At 67.7% G+C, this 14,265-nt stretch carries 12 protein-coding genes; 6 read left to right on the forward strand and 6 right to left on the reverse strand.

The window, feature by feature from the left end:
• Positions 1 to 8 precede the first annotated feature (8 nt).
• Positions 9 to 1,031 (forward strand): Bug family tripartite tricarboxylate transporter substrate binding protein, encoded by a 1,023-nt coding sequence (locus AC3WLE_RS22440; protein WP_492356438.1) that lies wholly within the window; start codon positions 9 to 11, stop codon positions 1,029 to 1,031.
• 55 nt (positions 1,032 to 1,086) lie between these two features.
• On the opposite strand, the gene AC3WLE_RS22445 is transcribed toward AC3WLE_RS22440, so the two are convergent.
• Positions 1,087 to 1,920: a universal stress protein gene (locus AC3WLE_RS22445; RefSeq protein WP_010813371.1), complete on the reverse strand. Its 834-nt coding sequence runs from the start codon at positions 1,918 to 1,920 to the stop codon at positions 1,087 to 1,089.
• Between the two features lie 291 nt (positions 1,921 to 2,211).
• Here AC3WLE_RS22445 and AC3WLE_RS22450 point away from each other — a divergent pair, with 291 nt between their 5' ends.
• Positions 2,212 to 4,221, forward strand: coding sequence for an alkaline phosphatase D family protein (locus AC3WLE_RS22450; protein ID WP_492340459.1), 2,010 nt, complete (start codon positions 2,212 to 2,214; stop codon positions 4,219 to 4,221).
• Positions 4,222 to 4,250: 29 nt separating this feature from the next.
• Here the strand turns inward: AC3WLE_RS22450 and AC3WLE_RS22455 are convergent, their stop codons facing one another.
• Together AC3WLE_RS22455 and AC3WLE_RS22460 are read right to left on the reverse strand one after the other, a co-directional pair.
• Positions 4,251 to 5,180 carry a 2-hydroxyacid dehydrogenase gene (locus tag AC3WLE_RS22455; RefSeq protein WP_492356439.1) on the reverse strand — a complete coding sequence of 310 codons (930 nt, stop codon included), beginning with the start codon at positions 5,178 to 5,180 and terminating at the stop codon, positions 4,251 to 4,253.
• 2 nt (positions 5,181 to 5,182) lie between these two features.
• Positions 5,183 to 5,953: a class II aldolase/adducin family protein gene (locus AC3WLE_RS22460; protein ID WP_492356440.1), complete on the reverse strand. Its 771-nt coding sequence runs from the start codon at positions 5,951 to 5,953 to the stop codon at positions 5,183 to 5,185.
• Positions 5,954 to 6,064: 111 nt separating this feature from the next.
• On the opposite strand from AC3WLE_RS22460, the gene AC3WLE_RS22465 reads away from it, so the two are divergent.
• Together AC3WLE_RS22465 and AC3WLE_RS22470 are read left to right on the forward strand one after the other, a co-directional pair.
• Positions 6,065 to 6,769: a Crp/Fnr family transcriptional regulator gene (locus AC3WLE_RS22465; RefSeq protein ID WP_492319130.1), complete on the forward strand. Its 705-nt coding sequence runs from the start codon at positions 6,065 to 6,067 to the stop codon at positions 6,767 to 6,769.
• A gap of 157 nt (positions 6,770 to 6,926) precedes the next feature.
• Entirely contained in the window at positions 6,927 to 7,322 is a 396-nt protein-coding gene (locus AC3WLE_RS22470; RefSeq protein ID WP_492319129.1) for a hypothetical protein, read from the forward strand.
• Positions 7,323 to 7,397: 75 nt separating this feature from the next.
• Here AC3WLE_RS22470 and AC3WLE_RS22475 read toward each other — a convergent pair whose 3' ends face one another.
• The gene (locus AC3WLE_RS22475; RefSeq protein ID WP_492319128.1) at positions 7,398 to 8,294 is read right to left on the reverse strand and encodes a LysR substrate-binding domain-containing protein; all 897 of its coding nucleotides are present in this window, start codon (positions 8,292 to 8,294) and stop codon (positions 7,398 to 7,400) included.
• Positions 8,295 to 8,406: 112 nt separating this feature from the next.
• Here AC3WLE_RS22475 and phnA point away from each other — a divergent pair, with 112 nt between their 5' ends.
• The gene (gene phnA, locus AC3WLE_RS22480; RefSeq protein WP_492356441.1) at positions 8,407 to 9,627 is read left to right on the forward strand and encodes a phosphonoacetate hydrolase; all 1,221 of its coding nucleotides are present in this window, start codon (positions 8,407 to 8,409) and stop codon (positions 9,625 to 9,627) included.
• An 88-nt stretch (positions 9,628 to 9,715) separates the two neighbouring features.
• Positions 9,716 to 11,395 carry a Na/Pi cotransporter family protein gene (locus AC3WLE_RS22485; protein WP_492356442.1) on the forward strand — a complete coding sequence of 560 codons (1,680 nt, stop codon included), beginning with the start codon at positions 9,716 to 9,718 and terminating at the stop codon, positions 11,393 to 11,395.
• A 20-nt stretch (positions 11,396 to 11,415) separates the two neighbouring features.
• On the opposite strand, the gene phnY is transcribed toward AC3WLE_RS22485, so the two are convergent.
• Complete coding sequence (phnY, locus tag AC3WLE_RS22490; protein WP_492356443.1) at positions 11,416 to 12,861, reverse strand: phosphonoacetaldehyde dehydrogenase; 1,446 nt, start codon at positions 12,859 to 12,861, stop codon at positions 11,416 to 11,418.
• Between the two features lie 85 nt (positions 12,862 to 12,946).
• On the reverse strand, positions 12,947 to 14,251 hold the full coding sequence (locus AC3WLE_RS22495) for an MFS transporter (RefSeq protein WP_492356444.1): 1,305 nt from the start codon (positions 14,249 to 14,251) through the stop codon (positions 12,947 to 12,949).
• Positions 14,252 to 14,265 lie beyond the last annotated feature (14 nt).

Genomic DNA, 14,265 nt, shown 5'->3' on the forward strand with positions numbered 1-14,265 from the left:
GAGACGCCATGGCACAAGCAATGAACCCGGTTCCGACGGAACTGCCTGGCAACGCGCGCCGGCGCGACGTGCTGCGCGCGCTTGCCGCACTCGGTCTTGGCGCGGCGGCCGGCCCGCTGTGCGCCAGCAATGCCTGGCCCGCCAAGCCCATCCGGCTGGTGGTGCCGGCCCCGCCCGGCGGCGGCACCGACCTGTTCGCGCGCGCGCTGGCCGCATCGCTCGGCAAGGCGCTGGGCCAGACCATCGTGGTCGACAACAAGCCCGGCGCGACCGGCATCATCGGCAACGATACCGTGGCCAAGGCCAGCCCCGACGGCTACACGCTGCTGTTCACCTATGCCGCCACGGTGGTGATCAACCAGACCCTGCAGCCCAGGCTGCCCTATGACGGCCTGCGCGACCTGTTGCCGGTGGCGCAGGTCGGCGCGGGCGGCAATTTCCTGGTGGTGACGCCGGACTTCCCGGCGCGCACGCTCAAGGAGTTCGTCGCCCACGTGCTCAAGCGCCCGGATGCATACGACTACGGCTCATGGGGCATCGGCTCGGGCGGCCACCTGACCATGGAAGCCCTCAAGATGCAGACCGGCATGAAGCTGCGCCACGTGCCGTACAAGGGCGTGGCGCAGATCCTGACCGACATGCAGGGCGGCGTGGTCAAGGTGGCCTTTGTCGATACCTCGTCGTCGCTGCCGCTGATCCGCGCCGGCAAGCTGCGCGCGCTGGCCATCAGCGGCACGCGCCGCGCGCCGGCCACGCCGGACGTGCCGACCATGACCGAACAAGGTTACCCGTTCGATACCGACAGCTGGTATGGCCTGTTCGCGCCGGCCGGCACCAGTGCCGCCATCGTGCAGCGGCTCAATGCGGAAGTGACCCGCCTGCTGGCTGACGCGCCCATGCGCGAGCGCTTCCTGCAGCTGAACATGGGCATGGCGCCCGCCAGGAGTGCCGAGCAGTTCGCGCAGACCGTGCGCGACGACGTGGGCGTGTGGGGCAAGGTGATCCAGGCCAACCACATCACGGTCGACTGAAGACCACCAGGGGACGCTGTTCTGGCGCGGCTTGCCGGAATCGTGGCGCTGCGCTTCAGTGCGAGAACAGCACCGGCACCGTCATCGACTCCAGCACCACCCTGGTCACGCCGCCCAGCACCAGCTCGCGCAGCCGGCCGTGGCCGTAGGCGCCCATCACGATCAGGTCGGCACCAAAGTCCGACGCTCGCGACAGGATCAGCTCACCGATGGCCAGGTCGCCACCGCCCGGGCCGTGCTCCACCTCAACTGCCACACCCTGTCGCTCCAGCACGTGCACGGCGTGGCTGACCGGAGTGGCATCGGCACGCGGCTCCCTGGCGGCATGGGCGCCCAGCACCCGCGCGCGTGCCCCGGCCATCAGCGGCAGCGCGTCGTGCAAGGCACGCGCGGCCTCGCGGCTGCCGTTCCAGGCCACCAGCACGCGTGTGCCCACGGTGGCGAAAGCGCCGGAACAGGGCACCACCAGCGCCGGCCGGCCGCTCTCAAGCAGCAGCGCCTCCAACAACTGCCGCGCCACCGGGCCTTCAGCGTTGTCGGCGTCATACTGGCCGGAGACGATCAGGCCGGCCTCGCGCGCCTCGCGCAGCGCCAGTGGCACCGGATCGCGCTCGACGGTGCGCCAGTCGCAGGCAACCGCCAGCTCGCGCGTGGCGGCCGCGAAGGCACAACGCATGTTCTCGCGCTGCAGCCGGCGCCGCTCCTGGTCTTCGGCCAGGCAGCGCTGGGCATTGTTCATGCGGTAGAACCAGCTGGGGTCTGGCACGCGCCCGGCCAGCAGGCCGATCAGCGGACACTGGCTGGCGGTGGCAAGGCGTGCCGCAACCTGCAAGCGCTGCATGGCCTGCCGGTTGCCGTCGAGATGGACCAGGATGCTGTCGTACGCCATGATGCCCTCGCGTCCGAATCTTTTGCTTTCAGTCTAGGCCGCGTCGCAGGCAATGCATGCCGACTTGCCGATCGCGCCAGCAACGGTGGTGCGCGGTGCGCCAGCGCCGGCACGAACCAGTCGACTTCCTCCTATATCGATGTCGGAACCTCACCGACGGCGAGCGTGCAGGCCAGCCACTAGTATGCATTCAGCAACCAGCACGCCCCCACGAATCCTGGTGCCGCACGCGGCATCCCGGGCACGGCTGCGCGCTGCGTGGACCGAGACCGCAAGCACAGGAGGAGCGCCATGGACCGCCGACAGTTTCTCAAGTGGGGAAGTTTCCTGACCGTCACCGTTGCCACCGGCGGGCTGAGCGCCTGCGGCGGCGGCGACGACCCGGAACCCGACACCGGCAATCCGGAGAACTTCAATTTCGTCCATGGCGTCGCCTCGGGCGATCCCAAACCCGACAGCGTGGTGGTATGGACGCGGGTGGAAGGCAGCAACGGCAAGCGGCCGGTGGTGGTGCGGCTGCAGGTGTCGACGCAGCCTGATTTCCCGCCGCCGAGCCTGCTGGTCAATCAACCGCTGATGGCCCTGCCGGACTGGGACTACACCATCCGCAACAAGGTCACGGGCCTGAGCCCCGGCACCCGCTACTACTACCGCTTCCTGCTGGGCAACCGCCCCAGCACCGTCGGCCGCACCCGCACCGCGGCAGCGGCCGGCACGCCCTTGTCACAGCTGCGTTTCGCCTTTGTCAGCTGCCAGGACTGGAATGCCAACCACTGGGCCGGCATGGAAGAACTGGCGCAGCAGGAGCTGGACTTCATCGTCCATGTCGGCGACTACATCTACGAGGCCGTCCCGGGCGGCTCGCGCGCCGGCAATGTGGAGGATCGCCACGGCGTGCTGCAGCTGCCCAATGGCACCGCGCTGCCGGACGGCAGCGTCTACGCCACCACGCTGGACGACTATCGCCACCTGTACCGCAGCTATCGCACCGACGCGCGCCTGCAGGCCCTGCATGCCGCGTTCCCGATGATTGCGATCTGGGACGACCATGAGTTCGCCGACAATTGCTGGCAGGACCGGCAGACCTACGACTCCGACGACGACCTGACGCCGCGCACCGCGCGCCGGCGCGCTGCCAACCAGGCGTGGTTCGAGTTCATGCCGGCCGATGTCAGCCTGGACGTCAACAACCCGTCGTTCCAGAACATCCAGATCTATCGCTCGTTCACCTTCGGCAATCTCGCCACCCTGCTGATGACCGACGAGCGCCTGTACCGTGCCGACCACATCATCTCCGAGCAAACCACCGGCCGCGCAGTCGGCGCGCTGTACTTCGTCCCGGCCGAGACACTGGCCGCGGCCGAAGCGCAGAAGATTGCCGCCGCCGGCGGCACGCTGACACCGGTGTCGATGCTGGGCGATGCGCAGCGCGCGTGGTGGCAGGACCGCGTCGGCGCCGACGCCACCACGTGGAAGCTGTGGGCCAACCAGCTGTCGCTGTTGCGCATGCAGGTGGATGTGATCCAGGCGGTGGCGCGGCTGATCGCCAGGGCGCTGGTGCTGGCCAACAATGCCCTGTCCTCGCTGGAGAGCGCCATTGCCAATGCGCTGGCCGACGACTTGCGCGCGGCCAAGACCGCCGGCACCTATGCCAACCTGGCCTACACGGCGCTGCGCAATGTACTGGCGCAGGTCGGCATCGACAGCGCCGCGTTCGATGCCAACATCAAGCCGCTGATCGAAAGCCGGTTGCCGGCCATCGCGCTGCTCGACCGCTTTATCCTCAATGCCGACCAGTGGGATGGCTACAACGCCGAGCGCAAGAACCTGATGGCGTTCCTGAAGAACAACGGCGTGCGCAATGTGGTGGCGCTGAGCGGCGATATCCACGCCTTCTTTGCCGGCCAGGTGATGGACGACTACGATGCGCCGACGCCAGCGCCGGTGATGGTGGACCTGGTCACGGCCGGTCTGTCTAGCAACTCCCTGCTCAGTTCATTCCGCTCGATCGTCGACAACGACCAGGCCTTCGCCGCGCTGCGTGAACTGGTCTACAGCAACGTGGGCGGCGCGGTGGTGAACACCTTCGACACCACCTTGCGCGCCTTCAACGCGTGGCTGCGCCACGCCGACTCCAACGCCGAGGGCTACGCGCTGGTCACCCTGACGCCCGAGAAGCTGAGCTGCACCTTCCATACGCTCAAGCTGCTCGAAGGCGGCACGGCTCCGGCGCTACCTGCCACGGCGAGCACGCGGCTGCTGGAGGTGGCGGCCGGCACCGCCGATGTGAGCGTGACATAGCCATCCGGACGGACCGGCACGCCGGGCCCTCAGTAGCCCGCCTGCCGGTCCACCTGGTTCAACAGTTCACGCCCGTCGCGCGCGCGCCGCAGGTTGTCGATGCATTGCCGCGCCACCAGTTCGTACGAGGGGTCGGCCGCGATATGCGGCGTGGCCTCGATGCGGGGATGGTTCCAGACCGGATCGTCCGCCGCGGGCGGCTCCTTGGCAAACACGTCAAGCGCCGCGCCGGCAAGGTGGCCTTCGTCGATCAGTGCGACCAGGTCGGGCTCGACCACATGCTCGCCACGCCCGACGTTGATCAGGAACGCCCCCTTGGGCAGCCGCGACAGCGTCTGGCGGTTCAGCATGCCCTCGGTGCGCGGCGTCAGCGGCAGCGTGCAGGCCAGGATCTCGCTCTGCGCCAGCATCGTATCCAGCCCGTCGTCGCCGGTGAAGTCGGTCACGCCGGGCAGATGCTTGGCGCTGCGGCTCCAGCCGCTGACCGGGTAGCCGATGGCGGCAAACATGCGCGCCACCTCGCTGCCGATCTCGCCCAGCCCCAGCACACCCACGCGGCAGCGCGACACATCGCGCCCCGGGTGGCGCTTCCATTCGCCGCGGCGCTGCTGTTCGGCGTACCGGCCGAGCGCGCGGGTATGGCGCAGCGCCATCGCCAGCACGTAGTGGGCGATGCCGGTCTGCTGGCCGGGATCGACGATGCGCGTGACCGGCATGCCAGGCGGCAGGTCCGGCGCCGCCAGCAGCTTGTCGACGCCCGCGGTGGCGGCGCAGACCAGCCGCAGCTTAGGGTAGGCCGGCAGCACGCCGGGCTTCAGGCCCCAGGCGATGATGGCTTCGACCTGTTCCGCGACGGCGGCCTCGCGGCCGTTCCACACGGTGATGTCCGGCGCGGCTTCGCGCAGCGCGGCAGTGATGGGAACCGCCATGAACGACGGCAGGTGAACGAGGATGGCCATGGTCAGTTGCGGTAGTCAGGGTTGATGCGGTCGAGGCGGCGCAGCAGGCCCGGCCAGGCCAGGTTGGAGCCCTTGCCCTTGGTGGCCTGGCGCGCCTGCTGGCCCATGTTGGCGCTGGCGGCTTCGGGCACCATGGTCAGCGGCGTGCCGCCGCTTTGCGCCAGGATCTGGATGCGGCAGGCGGACTCGAGCGTGTACATGGTCAGGAAAGCATCGGATACCGTGCGCCCGCACGTCAGCAGGCCATGGTTGCGCAGGATCATCTGCTTGCAGCGGCCCAGGTCGGCCACCAGCCGCGCCTTTTCGTCCTCGCGCAGCGCCACGCCCTCATAGTCGTGGTACGCCAGCCCGGTCAGCGCGAACATCGACTGCTGCGAGATCGGCAGCAGGCCCGCCTGCTGCGCCGAGACGGCGACGCCGTGCGAGGTATGCGTGTGCATCACGCAGCCGACTTCGGGGCGCGCCTCATGCACGGCGCTGTGGATGATGAAGCCGGCCGGGTTGACGTCATACGGCGTTTCCAGCACGGGCTGCCCTTCGTGGTCGACCTTGACCAGGCTCGATGCCGTGATCTCGTCGAACATCATCCCGTACGGGTTGATCAGGAACTGGTCCGGCGCTTCGAGCACGCGTGCCGAGATATGGGTGAAGATCAGGTCGTCCCAGCCAAAGTGGGCGACCAGGCGGTACGCGGCCGCCAGGTCCACGCGCATCTGCCATTCGGCGTCGGAGACGCGGTCCCTGATTGAATCGACGAGCTGGATTTGCGCCATATGCGTACACCTCCCCGGGGCATGTGAGTCATTGAATCGATGCATTGTCCGGGCGCACCGCGCCAAAGTCTGTTAAGTATTGGACAATCTCGGCTCCAGCAGGAGAGCGATGTGAAGGCTGATGTGAAGAGTGGATCGAGAGCGGTGGAGCCGGTGCGCACGCTGCCGCGCAGCGTGCTGGCCAGCGGCTGGCTGCGCAATGCGCCGCCGGGCGTGCTCGATGCCGTGGCGAACGCCGCACGCCGCCTGCGCTTTGGCGACGGCGAGATGATCTTCGCGCGCGGCGATCCGCCCACCTACTTCTGCATGGTGCTGTCGGGCCGGGTGCGCATGAGCCGGGTCAGCACGGGCGGGCGCGAGTCGGTGTACTCGGTGATCGGGCGTGGCCGCTGGTTCGGCGAGATCTCGCTGCTGGACGGCAAGCCGCGCACGCACGACGCCTTCGCCGTCGGCAACACGGAACTGATGGTGCTGAGCCAGCGCGACTTCCACCGCATCCTGGCCGCGCATCCGGAAGGCATGCAGCTGATCGTGCAGCAGATCTGCGCGCGCCTGCGCGTAGCGTTCGACCACGCGCAAAGCGCGGCGCAGGCGCCCATCGACGCGCGCATGGCGGCGCGCCTGCTGGAACTGGCCGACCGCACCGACCATGTCGTGCGCATCAGCGCTGAGGACCTTGGCGACATGGTCAACCGCTCGCGCCAGACCGTGGCCAAGTACCTGCAGGCGTGGGAAGACGCGGGCCTGATCCGCCGCGAGTACCGCCAGATCGAACTGCTGGACCCCGCGGCGCTCAAGCGATTGGCCCGGCGTTGACGGCCGCGCAAGATTTGCAGGCCGCGCGCGCAATTAACCTGCCCTGGCCGCGATGGCAAGGCTGGTTAACGACCGTTGCAAAATCAAACAGAATGTCAGGTGCCGCGGCGCTACAGTGACTGTTCCCTTGCCTGTAGGCGTTCTAGGAGGTACACGAATGAAGCAACATCTGGCGAAATCCCTGGTCGTGGCTGGCGCGATGATCGCGTCCTACCCGCTGTTTGCGCAGCAGGCTCAGCCCCTGCAGCCGAGCCAGCCGATGCCAATGACGCAGCCGATGCAGCCGATGCAATCCACTCAGCCGGTGCAGTCCGCCCAGCCCGCGCAAGCCATGCCGTCGGCAGCGCCGTCGGCCCAGGTGGCACCCGCAGCGGGCGGCAGCTATGCCCAGGCTCCGGTACAGGCGGCCCAGCCGGGCATGGCGCCGGCAGCCGCCGACCCGTCCATGGCAGGCAGCCCCGCCTCGGCCGTGGACCCCGCCAGCATGAGCCTGGCACCCGATGCGCTCGGCTCGCGCCTGGGCCAGCGCAGCGCGTTCCTCGACGGGGCCTGAGCTCCCGTCTCAGCGCAGGCCCGCATCGCGCGGGCCGCGCGCCACCCTCACCCCGCTTCCCCGGCGCGCGCCGCTTCAGGTCGCCGCGGCCGCCTGCCCCTGCTGCTGCAGCCACTCCAGGAACGCGCGCAGATGCAGCGGCTTGTCGGCATCGCGCGGCACCAGCGCATGATAGGTATTGCCCGGTGCGCGGATAGCGGCAAACGGCGTCGCAATGCGCCCGCCCGCGCGGTCCGTTTCCAGGGTCGGAAAGGTGCCGATGGCAAAGCCAAGGCTGTCCACCACCGCCTGCAGCGTGACAAAGAAATGGTCGAAGCGCAGCGTGCGCACCGGCAGCAGCGAGGCATGTCCCGCCTGCTGCAGCCACGATTCCCAGCTTCCCGGCCGGGTCTCCGTATAGAGGAAGACGCCCTCCACCAGGTCCTCTACCCCCTGCAACGGCACCTGCTCCAGTATCGCCGGACTGGCGATCACCGTCTGGTACTCCGAAAAGATCGGCACTGACTCGAACTGCTCGCCACGTTCGAGGGTGCGCCGTATCGCCACGTCAAAGGTGCCGTTGAATCCCGCCTCGTTGCTGAAGGCGGTCGACACACGCACATCGACCTCCGGCTGCTGGCGCCGGAAGTCATCCAGCCGCGGAATCAGCCAGCGCATGGCAAAGGTTGCCGGGGCATTGACCCGCACCACCTTGCGCGTGGCGATGCGGCCATAGCGCTCGGAAGCGGCGCTGATCTGGTCGAACGCCGTGCTGATCTCGCGCGCGAACGCCTGCGCGTGGACAGTCGGCACCATGCGCTGGCCCTGGCGGATAAACAGCGGCTGCCCCAGCCATTGCTCCAGGATCTCGATCTGCCGGCTGACCGCGCCATGGGTCAGGTGCAGCTCGCGCGCGGCCGCCGAATAGCTGCCGGCGCGGGCGGCAACCTCGAAGATGCGCAGGGCGTTGAGCGGGGGCAGCTTGTGCGGCATTGTGAGATTTCCTGACAGGATCTGGAAAATAAACTCGATTGTGAGAGCTTATCGCCTAACTTAGCATGGGTCTCAGGCAAATCCCATTCACAATCCCTCCGCAAGAGACGCCATGAGCACCCAGATCCAGGTCAACGGCCACCACTACCAGCTTCCCGCCCGCCCCACCGTCATCGTCTGCATCGACGGCTGCGAGCAGGAATACATCAGCCTTGCCGTGCAGGCGGGCGCCACCCCCTTCTTCGCCAGCCTGGCCAAACGCGGTACCGTGCTGACCGGCGATTGCGTGGTGCCATCGTTCACCAACCCCAACAACCTGTCGATCGTGACCGGCGTGCCGCCGTCGGTGCACGGCATCTGCGGCAACTTCTTCTACGACACCGAAGCCGGCGCCGAGGTGCTGATGAACGACGCCCGCTACCTGCGCGCCCCCACCGTGCTGGCCGCGGCAGCGCAGGCCGGCGCATCGGTGGCGGTGGTCACCGCCAAGGACAAGCTGCGCGCGTTGCTGGGCCACGGCCTCAGGGGCATCTGCTTCTCGGCGGAGAAGGCCGACCAGGCCACCATCGAAGACAACGGCATCGACGACGTGCTGCGCAAGGTCGGCATGCCGCTGCCCTCGGTCTACAGCGCCGACCTGTCCGAGTTCGTGTTCGCCGCCGGCGTGGCCTTGCTGGAAACCGTCCGCCCCGACCTGATGTACCTGTCCACCACGGACTACATCCAGCACAAGCATGCCCCGGGAACGCCGCAGGCCAGTGCCTTCTACGCCATGATCGACAGCTACCTGCAGCGCCTGGACGCGCTGGGTGCGGTCATCGGCGTCACCGCCGACCACGGCATGAATGCCAAGACCGATTCGCTGGGCAAGGCCAACATCCTGTTCCTGCAGCAGGTGCTGGACGAGCGTTTCGGCGCGGACGCCACGCGCGTGCTGCTGCCGATCACCGATCCCTACGTCGCCCACCATGGCGCACTGGGCTCCTACGCGACCGTGTACCTGCCTGCCGGCACCGATCAACAGGCCGTGCATGAAGCCATCGCCGCACTGCCCGGGATCGAACTGGTGCTGGACAAGCGCGCCGCCAGCGAGCGCTTCGAGCTGCCGCCCGACCGCATCGGCGACCTGGTGGTGGTCAGCGAACGCCTGACCGTGCTCGGCACCACGCCGGCGCGCCATGACCTGAGTGGCCTGGATGCCCCGCTGCGCTCGCACGGCGGCCTGTCCGAGCAGAAGGTGCCGCTGCTGTTCAACCGCAAGGTCACTGCGCCCGCAGGCCAGCGGCTGCGCAATTTCGACATCCTGCGGCTGGCGCTGAACCACGCGGACTAAGTCCGGTGTGTGCCGGCCTGGCCGGCACGCTTCCTCAACAAGCAGATAAGGGTGGCCGCGAAGACAGCCACCACCAGGGGGCGGCGCCATGCAAATCCTGCTTTCCCTGATGTCCGGGGTCGCACTGCTGATCTGGGGCGCGCATGTGACGCGCCACGGCATGCTGGAGCTGTTGGGGCCGCGCTTGCGGCTGGTGCTGGCCGCGGGCACGGCCAGTCCCGCGCGTGGCTTCCTGGCCGGGCTTGGCGTGACCGCGCTGATCCAGAGCAGCAGCGCGACGGCGCTGATGACCAGCGCCTTTGTGGCAGGGGGCCTGGTGTCGTTGCCGGCGGCACTGCCGATCGTGCTCGGTGCCGACGTCGGCACCAGCCTGATGGCACGCTTGCTGTCGGTCGATATCTCCTGGCTCTCGCCACTGCTGCTGGTGATCGGCATTGCCCTGCGCCTGTCCGGCAAGGCCAGCCTGCGCGGACAGGCCGGCGAAGTCATCGTGGGACTGGGGCTGATCACGCTGGCCTTGCAGCTGATCCGCCTCTACGCCGCGCCGCTGCTGCACGCCGAGATCGTGCGCGCCATCTTCACCTCGCTTGGCAACGACGCACTGCTGGCGCTGGTGATCGGCGCCCTTGTGACGTTGCTCGCGTACTCCAGCCTGGCCGCGGTACTGCTGACTGCAACGCTGGCCATGGGTGGTGTCATCGGCCCTGCCACCGCCTTGCCGCTGGTGCTCGGCGCCAATCTGGGCAGTGGACTGATAGCCTGCCTGGCCAATTCCGGCAGTGCGCCTGCTGCCCGGCGCGTATCGCTCGCGAACCTGATCTTCCGGTTCGTGGGGATACTGGCATTCCTGCCGCTGCTTGACGCCATCCCCTGGCTGCTGGCGCGCCTGGGCAGCAGTGCCGGCACCATGGCCATCGACTTCCACATGGCCTTCAACCTGACCCTGGCCGCAACGCTGATCTGGTTTGTCAATCCGGTGGCGGCCCTCTGCACCCGATGGCTGCCTGATGCGCACGACGACGCGGCGCCCGGCGGCGCGCGCTACCTGAGCCAGGGCGACCTGCGGCACCCGTCCGTCGCGCTGGGCAATGCCACGCGCGAGGTCGTGCGCATCGGCGACGTGATCGAGGAGATGCTCAATGGCATGAAGCTCTCGATCGTGGGCAACGACCGCGCCGCGAACGCCCGCTGCCGCGCGCTGGACGACCGCATCGACGACCTCTATTCGTCCGTCAAGATGTACCTGACCGACGTCGACGCCGGCAGCCTCGACGGCGAGGATGCCGCACGCTGGGATGCGATCATGCTGGTCAATATCAACCTGGAGTACGCGGGCGATATCGTCGAACGGATCCTGGTCGACCTGGACCAGCGCAAGCTCGCCCGCAACTTCTGCTTCTCGGCCGAGGGCAGCGCCGAACTGCTGGAACTATGCGACATGCTGGTGGCCAACCTGCGTACCAGGATGTCGCTCTTTGTTGCCAACGACCGCGCAGCGTCGGCGTTGCTTCTCGAATGCGCCGGCGACTTCCAGGCGCGCGCCGAGGGCTTCACCGCCCGCCACATTGCCCGTGTCGCGCAGCGCCGTACCGCAAGCGTGGAAACCAGCGCCCTGCACCTGGACACCCTGCGCGAGCTGTCCCAGATGAACGCGCTGCTGTGCGCCGCGCCGGCAGGCATGCCCGGCGCCCTGCGCGAAGACACTTCGTTCCTGGCTGCCGGCAACCATGGCACGCCGCACGCACAGGAACGCCTGCTTAGTCCGTGACCGCCAGGACCGGGCGCTAACTACCAAGGCAACGAATATGTCTTGGTGTTGGTAAAGCTCTTCATCGCCTCCAGCACGCCTTCCTTGTAGCCCAGTCCGGAGTCCTTGATGCCGCCGAACGGCGTCAGCTCCAGGCGATAGCCCGGCACCTCGCGCACATTGACGCTGCCGACCTTCAGCTCCCGCACAAAGCGCGTGATGTAGTCGAGCCGGTTGGTGCAGACCGACGACGAAAGGCCGTAGGCGGTGCCGTTGGAGATGCGGATCGCATCTCCAATGTCCCTGAAGCGGATCACCGGCGACACCGGCCCGAAGGTCTCATGCCTGGCCACGGTCATTTCGGGATCGACATGATCGAGCACCGTCGGCGAATACAGCGCGCCGCGCCGGATATTGCCGTAGCGCAGCGTGGCCCCGGCGGCAATCGCTTCATTGACCACCGCCTCGAACTGGATCGCCGCGGCTTCGTCGATGACGGTGCCCATGTCCACCTTCGGGTCCATGGGATCGCCGTAGTTGAGCGCTTCGGTCTTCGCCACCAGCAGGTCGACAAAGCGGTCCGCCACCGACTCATGCACCAGCATGCGCTTGATCGCCGTGCAGCGCTGCCCGGAGTTCTTGTACGAGCCGCTGGCGGCCAGCGTGGCGGCCTCTTCCAGGTCGGCGTCTTCCATCACGATGATCGGGTCGTTGCCGCCCAGCTCCAGCACCTGGCGCTTGTAGGTGGCCGTGGCGGCGATGTACTTGCCGATCGGCACGCCGCCGGTGAAGGTCACCAGGTCCACGTCCGGGTGCGTCAGCATCTCGTCGGCGATCTCGCGCGGGTCGCCGGTGATGACCGACAGCATCTGCGGCGGCAGCCCGGCCTCATACAGGATATCGGCCAGCAGGTAGGCCGCCAGCGGCGTCTTCTCGCTGGGCTTGAGCACCATGCGGTTGTTGGTGGCCACCGACGGCGCCACCTTGTGGATCACCTGGTTCAACGGGTGGTTGAACGGCGTGATCGCGGTGATCATGCCCAGCAGCGGCTCGCGCAGCGTATAGACCTTGCGGCTCTTGCCGTGGTGGGTCAGGTCGCACGAGAACACCTGGCCGTCGTCGACCAGCGCCTGGTTGGCGGCAAACAGCAGCACGTCAGAGGCGCGGCCCACCTCGTACAGCGAATCCTTGCGGCACAGGCCGGATTCCAGCGTGATGGTGCGCGAGATCTCATCCAGGCGCGAGGCGATGATCTCGCCCGCGCGCATCAGGATCTTGTAGCGTTCATAGCGCGTCAGCGTGGGCTGGTAGTCGCGCGCGATGCGGTAGGCGCGGCGCACGTCGTCGAGCGTGGCCTTCGGCACGGTGGCGATGACTTCGCCGGTGTACGGATAGGTCACCTCGATCACGTCTTCGCGGTAGATCTTCTCGCCGGCGATGCGCAGCGCTTCGTGGCGGATTTCGGGGGTGGCTTGCAATGCGGTCATGAGCTTGCCCTCGCGGGTCTTGAGCAGTGGGTGGAAGGAGATGCAGCCGTCGCGGGCGGGTCGGCGCCTTGCCGGCCCGGCGCGCTCAGCGGCGGATGAAGGCCGCGATCACGGCGCTGATGATGCAGCTGGTTGCCACGATCGGGAACACCAGCGAGGTATTGCCGGACTGGTCCAGGATGCGGCCGATCAGAGGTTCGCCCAGGCCTGCGAGCAGGTACGAGAAGAAGTTCAGGATGCCGGTGGCGGTGCCGGCCCGCCTGGCGCCGACCAGGTCCGGGCACAGCGCCCAGAAGGACGAGGCGGGGCCGTACACGAAGAAGCCGGCAAGGAACAGCGCGACGATCGCGCCCATGCCCGTGGGCAGCTGGTACATGATCATCGAGGCAATCGCACCCAGCACCATGTAGAGCATGATGGCCTTGCTGCGGCTGGAGCCGAACAGGCGGTCGGAAATCCAGCCGTTGGACAGCGCGCCGAAGGCCATGCCCACCGGCAGCGCCACCGAGATCCAGGCCGGGTCGATCAGGGTCTCGGCGCTCTTCCAGTTCTTGCCCAGGAAGTGGACCGGCACCCAGACGATCAGGCCATAGCGCGCGGCATTCTGGAAACCGATCGACAGGCCCGCGACCAGCAGCCGCGGGTTGCGCAGCACGGCCTTGTAGCGCGACCAGGAGCTTTCGCCGGCATCGGTCTCGACTGCCGTGGCCTTCTCCGCATCCTCGGCCTTGGCCACGCCGGTATCGGGCGACTTGAAGCCAAGGTCTTCCGGCCGCTCGCGCACGATCAGGAAGAAGGTGATGCCGCCCACCAGCATCAGCAGCACCGGCAGGCGGAAGATCCAGCGCCAGTCCAGGTGCAGGATGTTCACGACCACGATCGAGGTGACGAACGACAGCACCGAGGCGCAGCCGGCCGCGAACACGTAGAAGCCGTAGACTTTGCCGCGTTCCTCGGCGCCCCACCAGTTCGACAGCAGCCGGCTGCCGGGCGCCCAGCCAAGGGCCTGGAAGTAGCCGTTGATGCCCCAGGGAATCGCCAGGCTCTTGAAGCCGACGGCGAAGCTGACCACCCAGTTGGCGGCGCACGACAGGATCGCGCCGGCGGTCATCACGCGGCGGCCGCCGAACTTGTCGCCCAGGTTGCCGTTGATGGCCTGCCCGATGGCGTAGCACCACAGCAGGCAGGTGGAGGCCCAGCCCAGCGCTTCCTTGGAAAACCCGAATTCCTGCTGGATGCCGGGAATGGCGAAGCCAAAGGTTTGCCGCCCGGTGTAGAAGAAGAAGTAGCAGAACATCGCGGCCAGCAGCATGCGCCACTGGGCGCGCCGGAACGAATGCCCGGCCGGAGCGACGAACGCCCCTGCCTGGATGCGATCGGCAGTTTCCATTTTTGTCTCCTCTT

It is taken from the genome of Cupriavidus sp. FW306-1B-F12B, from assembly GCF_058781795.1.

Bases quoted from the DNA above. Each gene is read 5' to 3' on its own strand.
- AC3WLE_RS22440 (WP_492356438.1), top strand. From the start codon at position 9: ATGGCACAAGCAATGAACCCGGTTCCGACGGAACTGCCTGGCAACGCG.
- AC3WLE_RS22445 (WP_010813371.1), bottom strand. From the start codon at position 1,920: ATGGCGTACGACAGCATCCTGGTCCATCTCGACGGCAACCGGCAGGCC.
- AC3WLE_RS22450 (WP_492340459.1), top strand. From the start codon at position 2,212: ATGGACCGCCGACAGTTTCTCAAGTGGGGAAGTTTCCTGACCGTCACC.
- AC3WLE_RS22455 (WP_492356439.1), bottom strand. From the start codon at position 5,180: ATGGCCATCCTCGTTCACCTGCCGTCGTTCATGGCGGTTCCCATCACT.
- AC3WLE_RS22460 (WP_492356440.1), bottom strand. From the start codon at position 5,953: ATGGCGCAAATCCAGCTCGTCGATTCAATCAGGGACCGCGTCTCCGAC.
- AC3WLE_RS22470 (WP_492319129.1), top strand. From the start codon at position 6,927: ATGAAGCAACATCTGGCGAAATCCCTGGTCGTGGCTGGCGCGATGATC.
- AC3WLE_RS22475 (WP_492319128.1), bottom strand. From the start codon at position 8,294: ATGCCGCACAAGCTGCCCCCGCTCAACGCCCTGCGCATCTTCGAGGTT.
- phnA (WP_492356441.1), top strand. From the start codon at position 8,407: ATGAGCACCCAGATCCAGGTCAACGGCCACCACTACCAGCTTCCCGCC.
- AC3WLE_RS22485 (WP_492356442.1), top strand. From the start codon at position 9,716: ATGCAAATCCTGCTTTCCCTGATGTCCGGGGTCGCACTGCTGATCTGG.
- phnY (WP_492356443.1), bottom strand. From the start codon at position 12,861: ATGACCGCATTGCAAGCCACCCCCGAAATCCGCCACGAAGCGCTGCGC.
- AC3WLE_RS22495 (WP_492356444.1), bottom strand. From the start codon at position 14,251: ATGGAAACTGCCGATCGCATCCAGGCAGGGGCGTTCGTCGCTCCGGCC.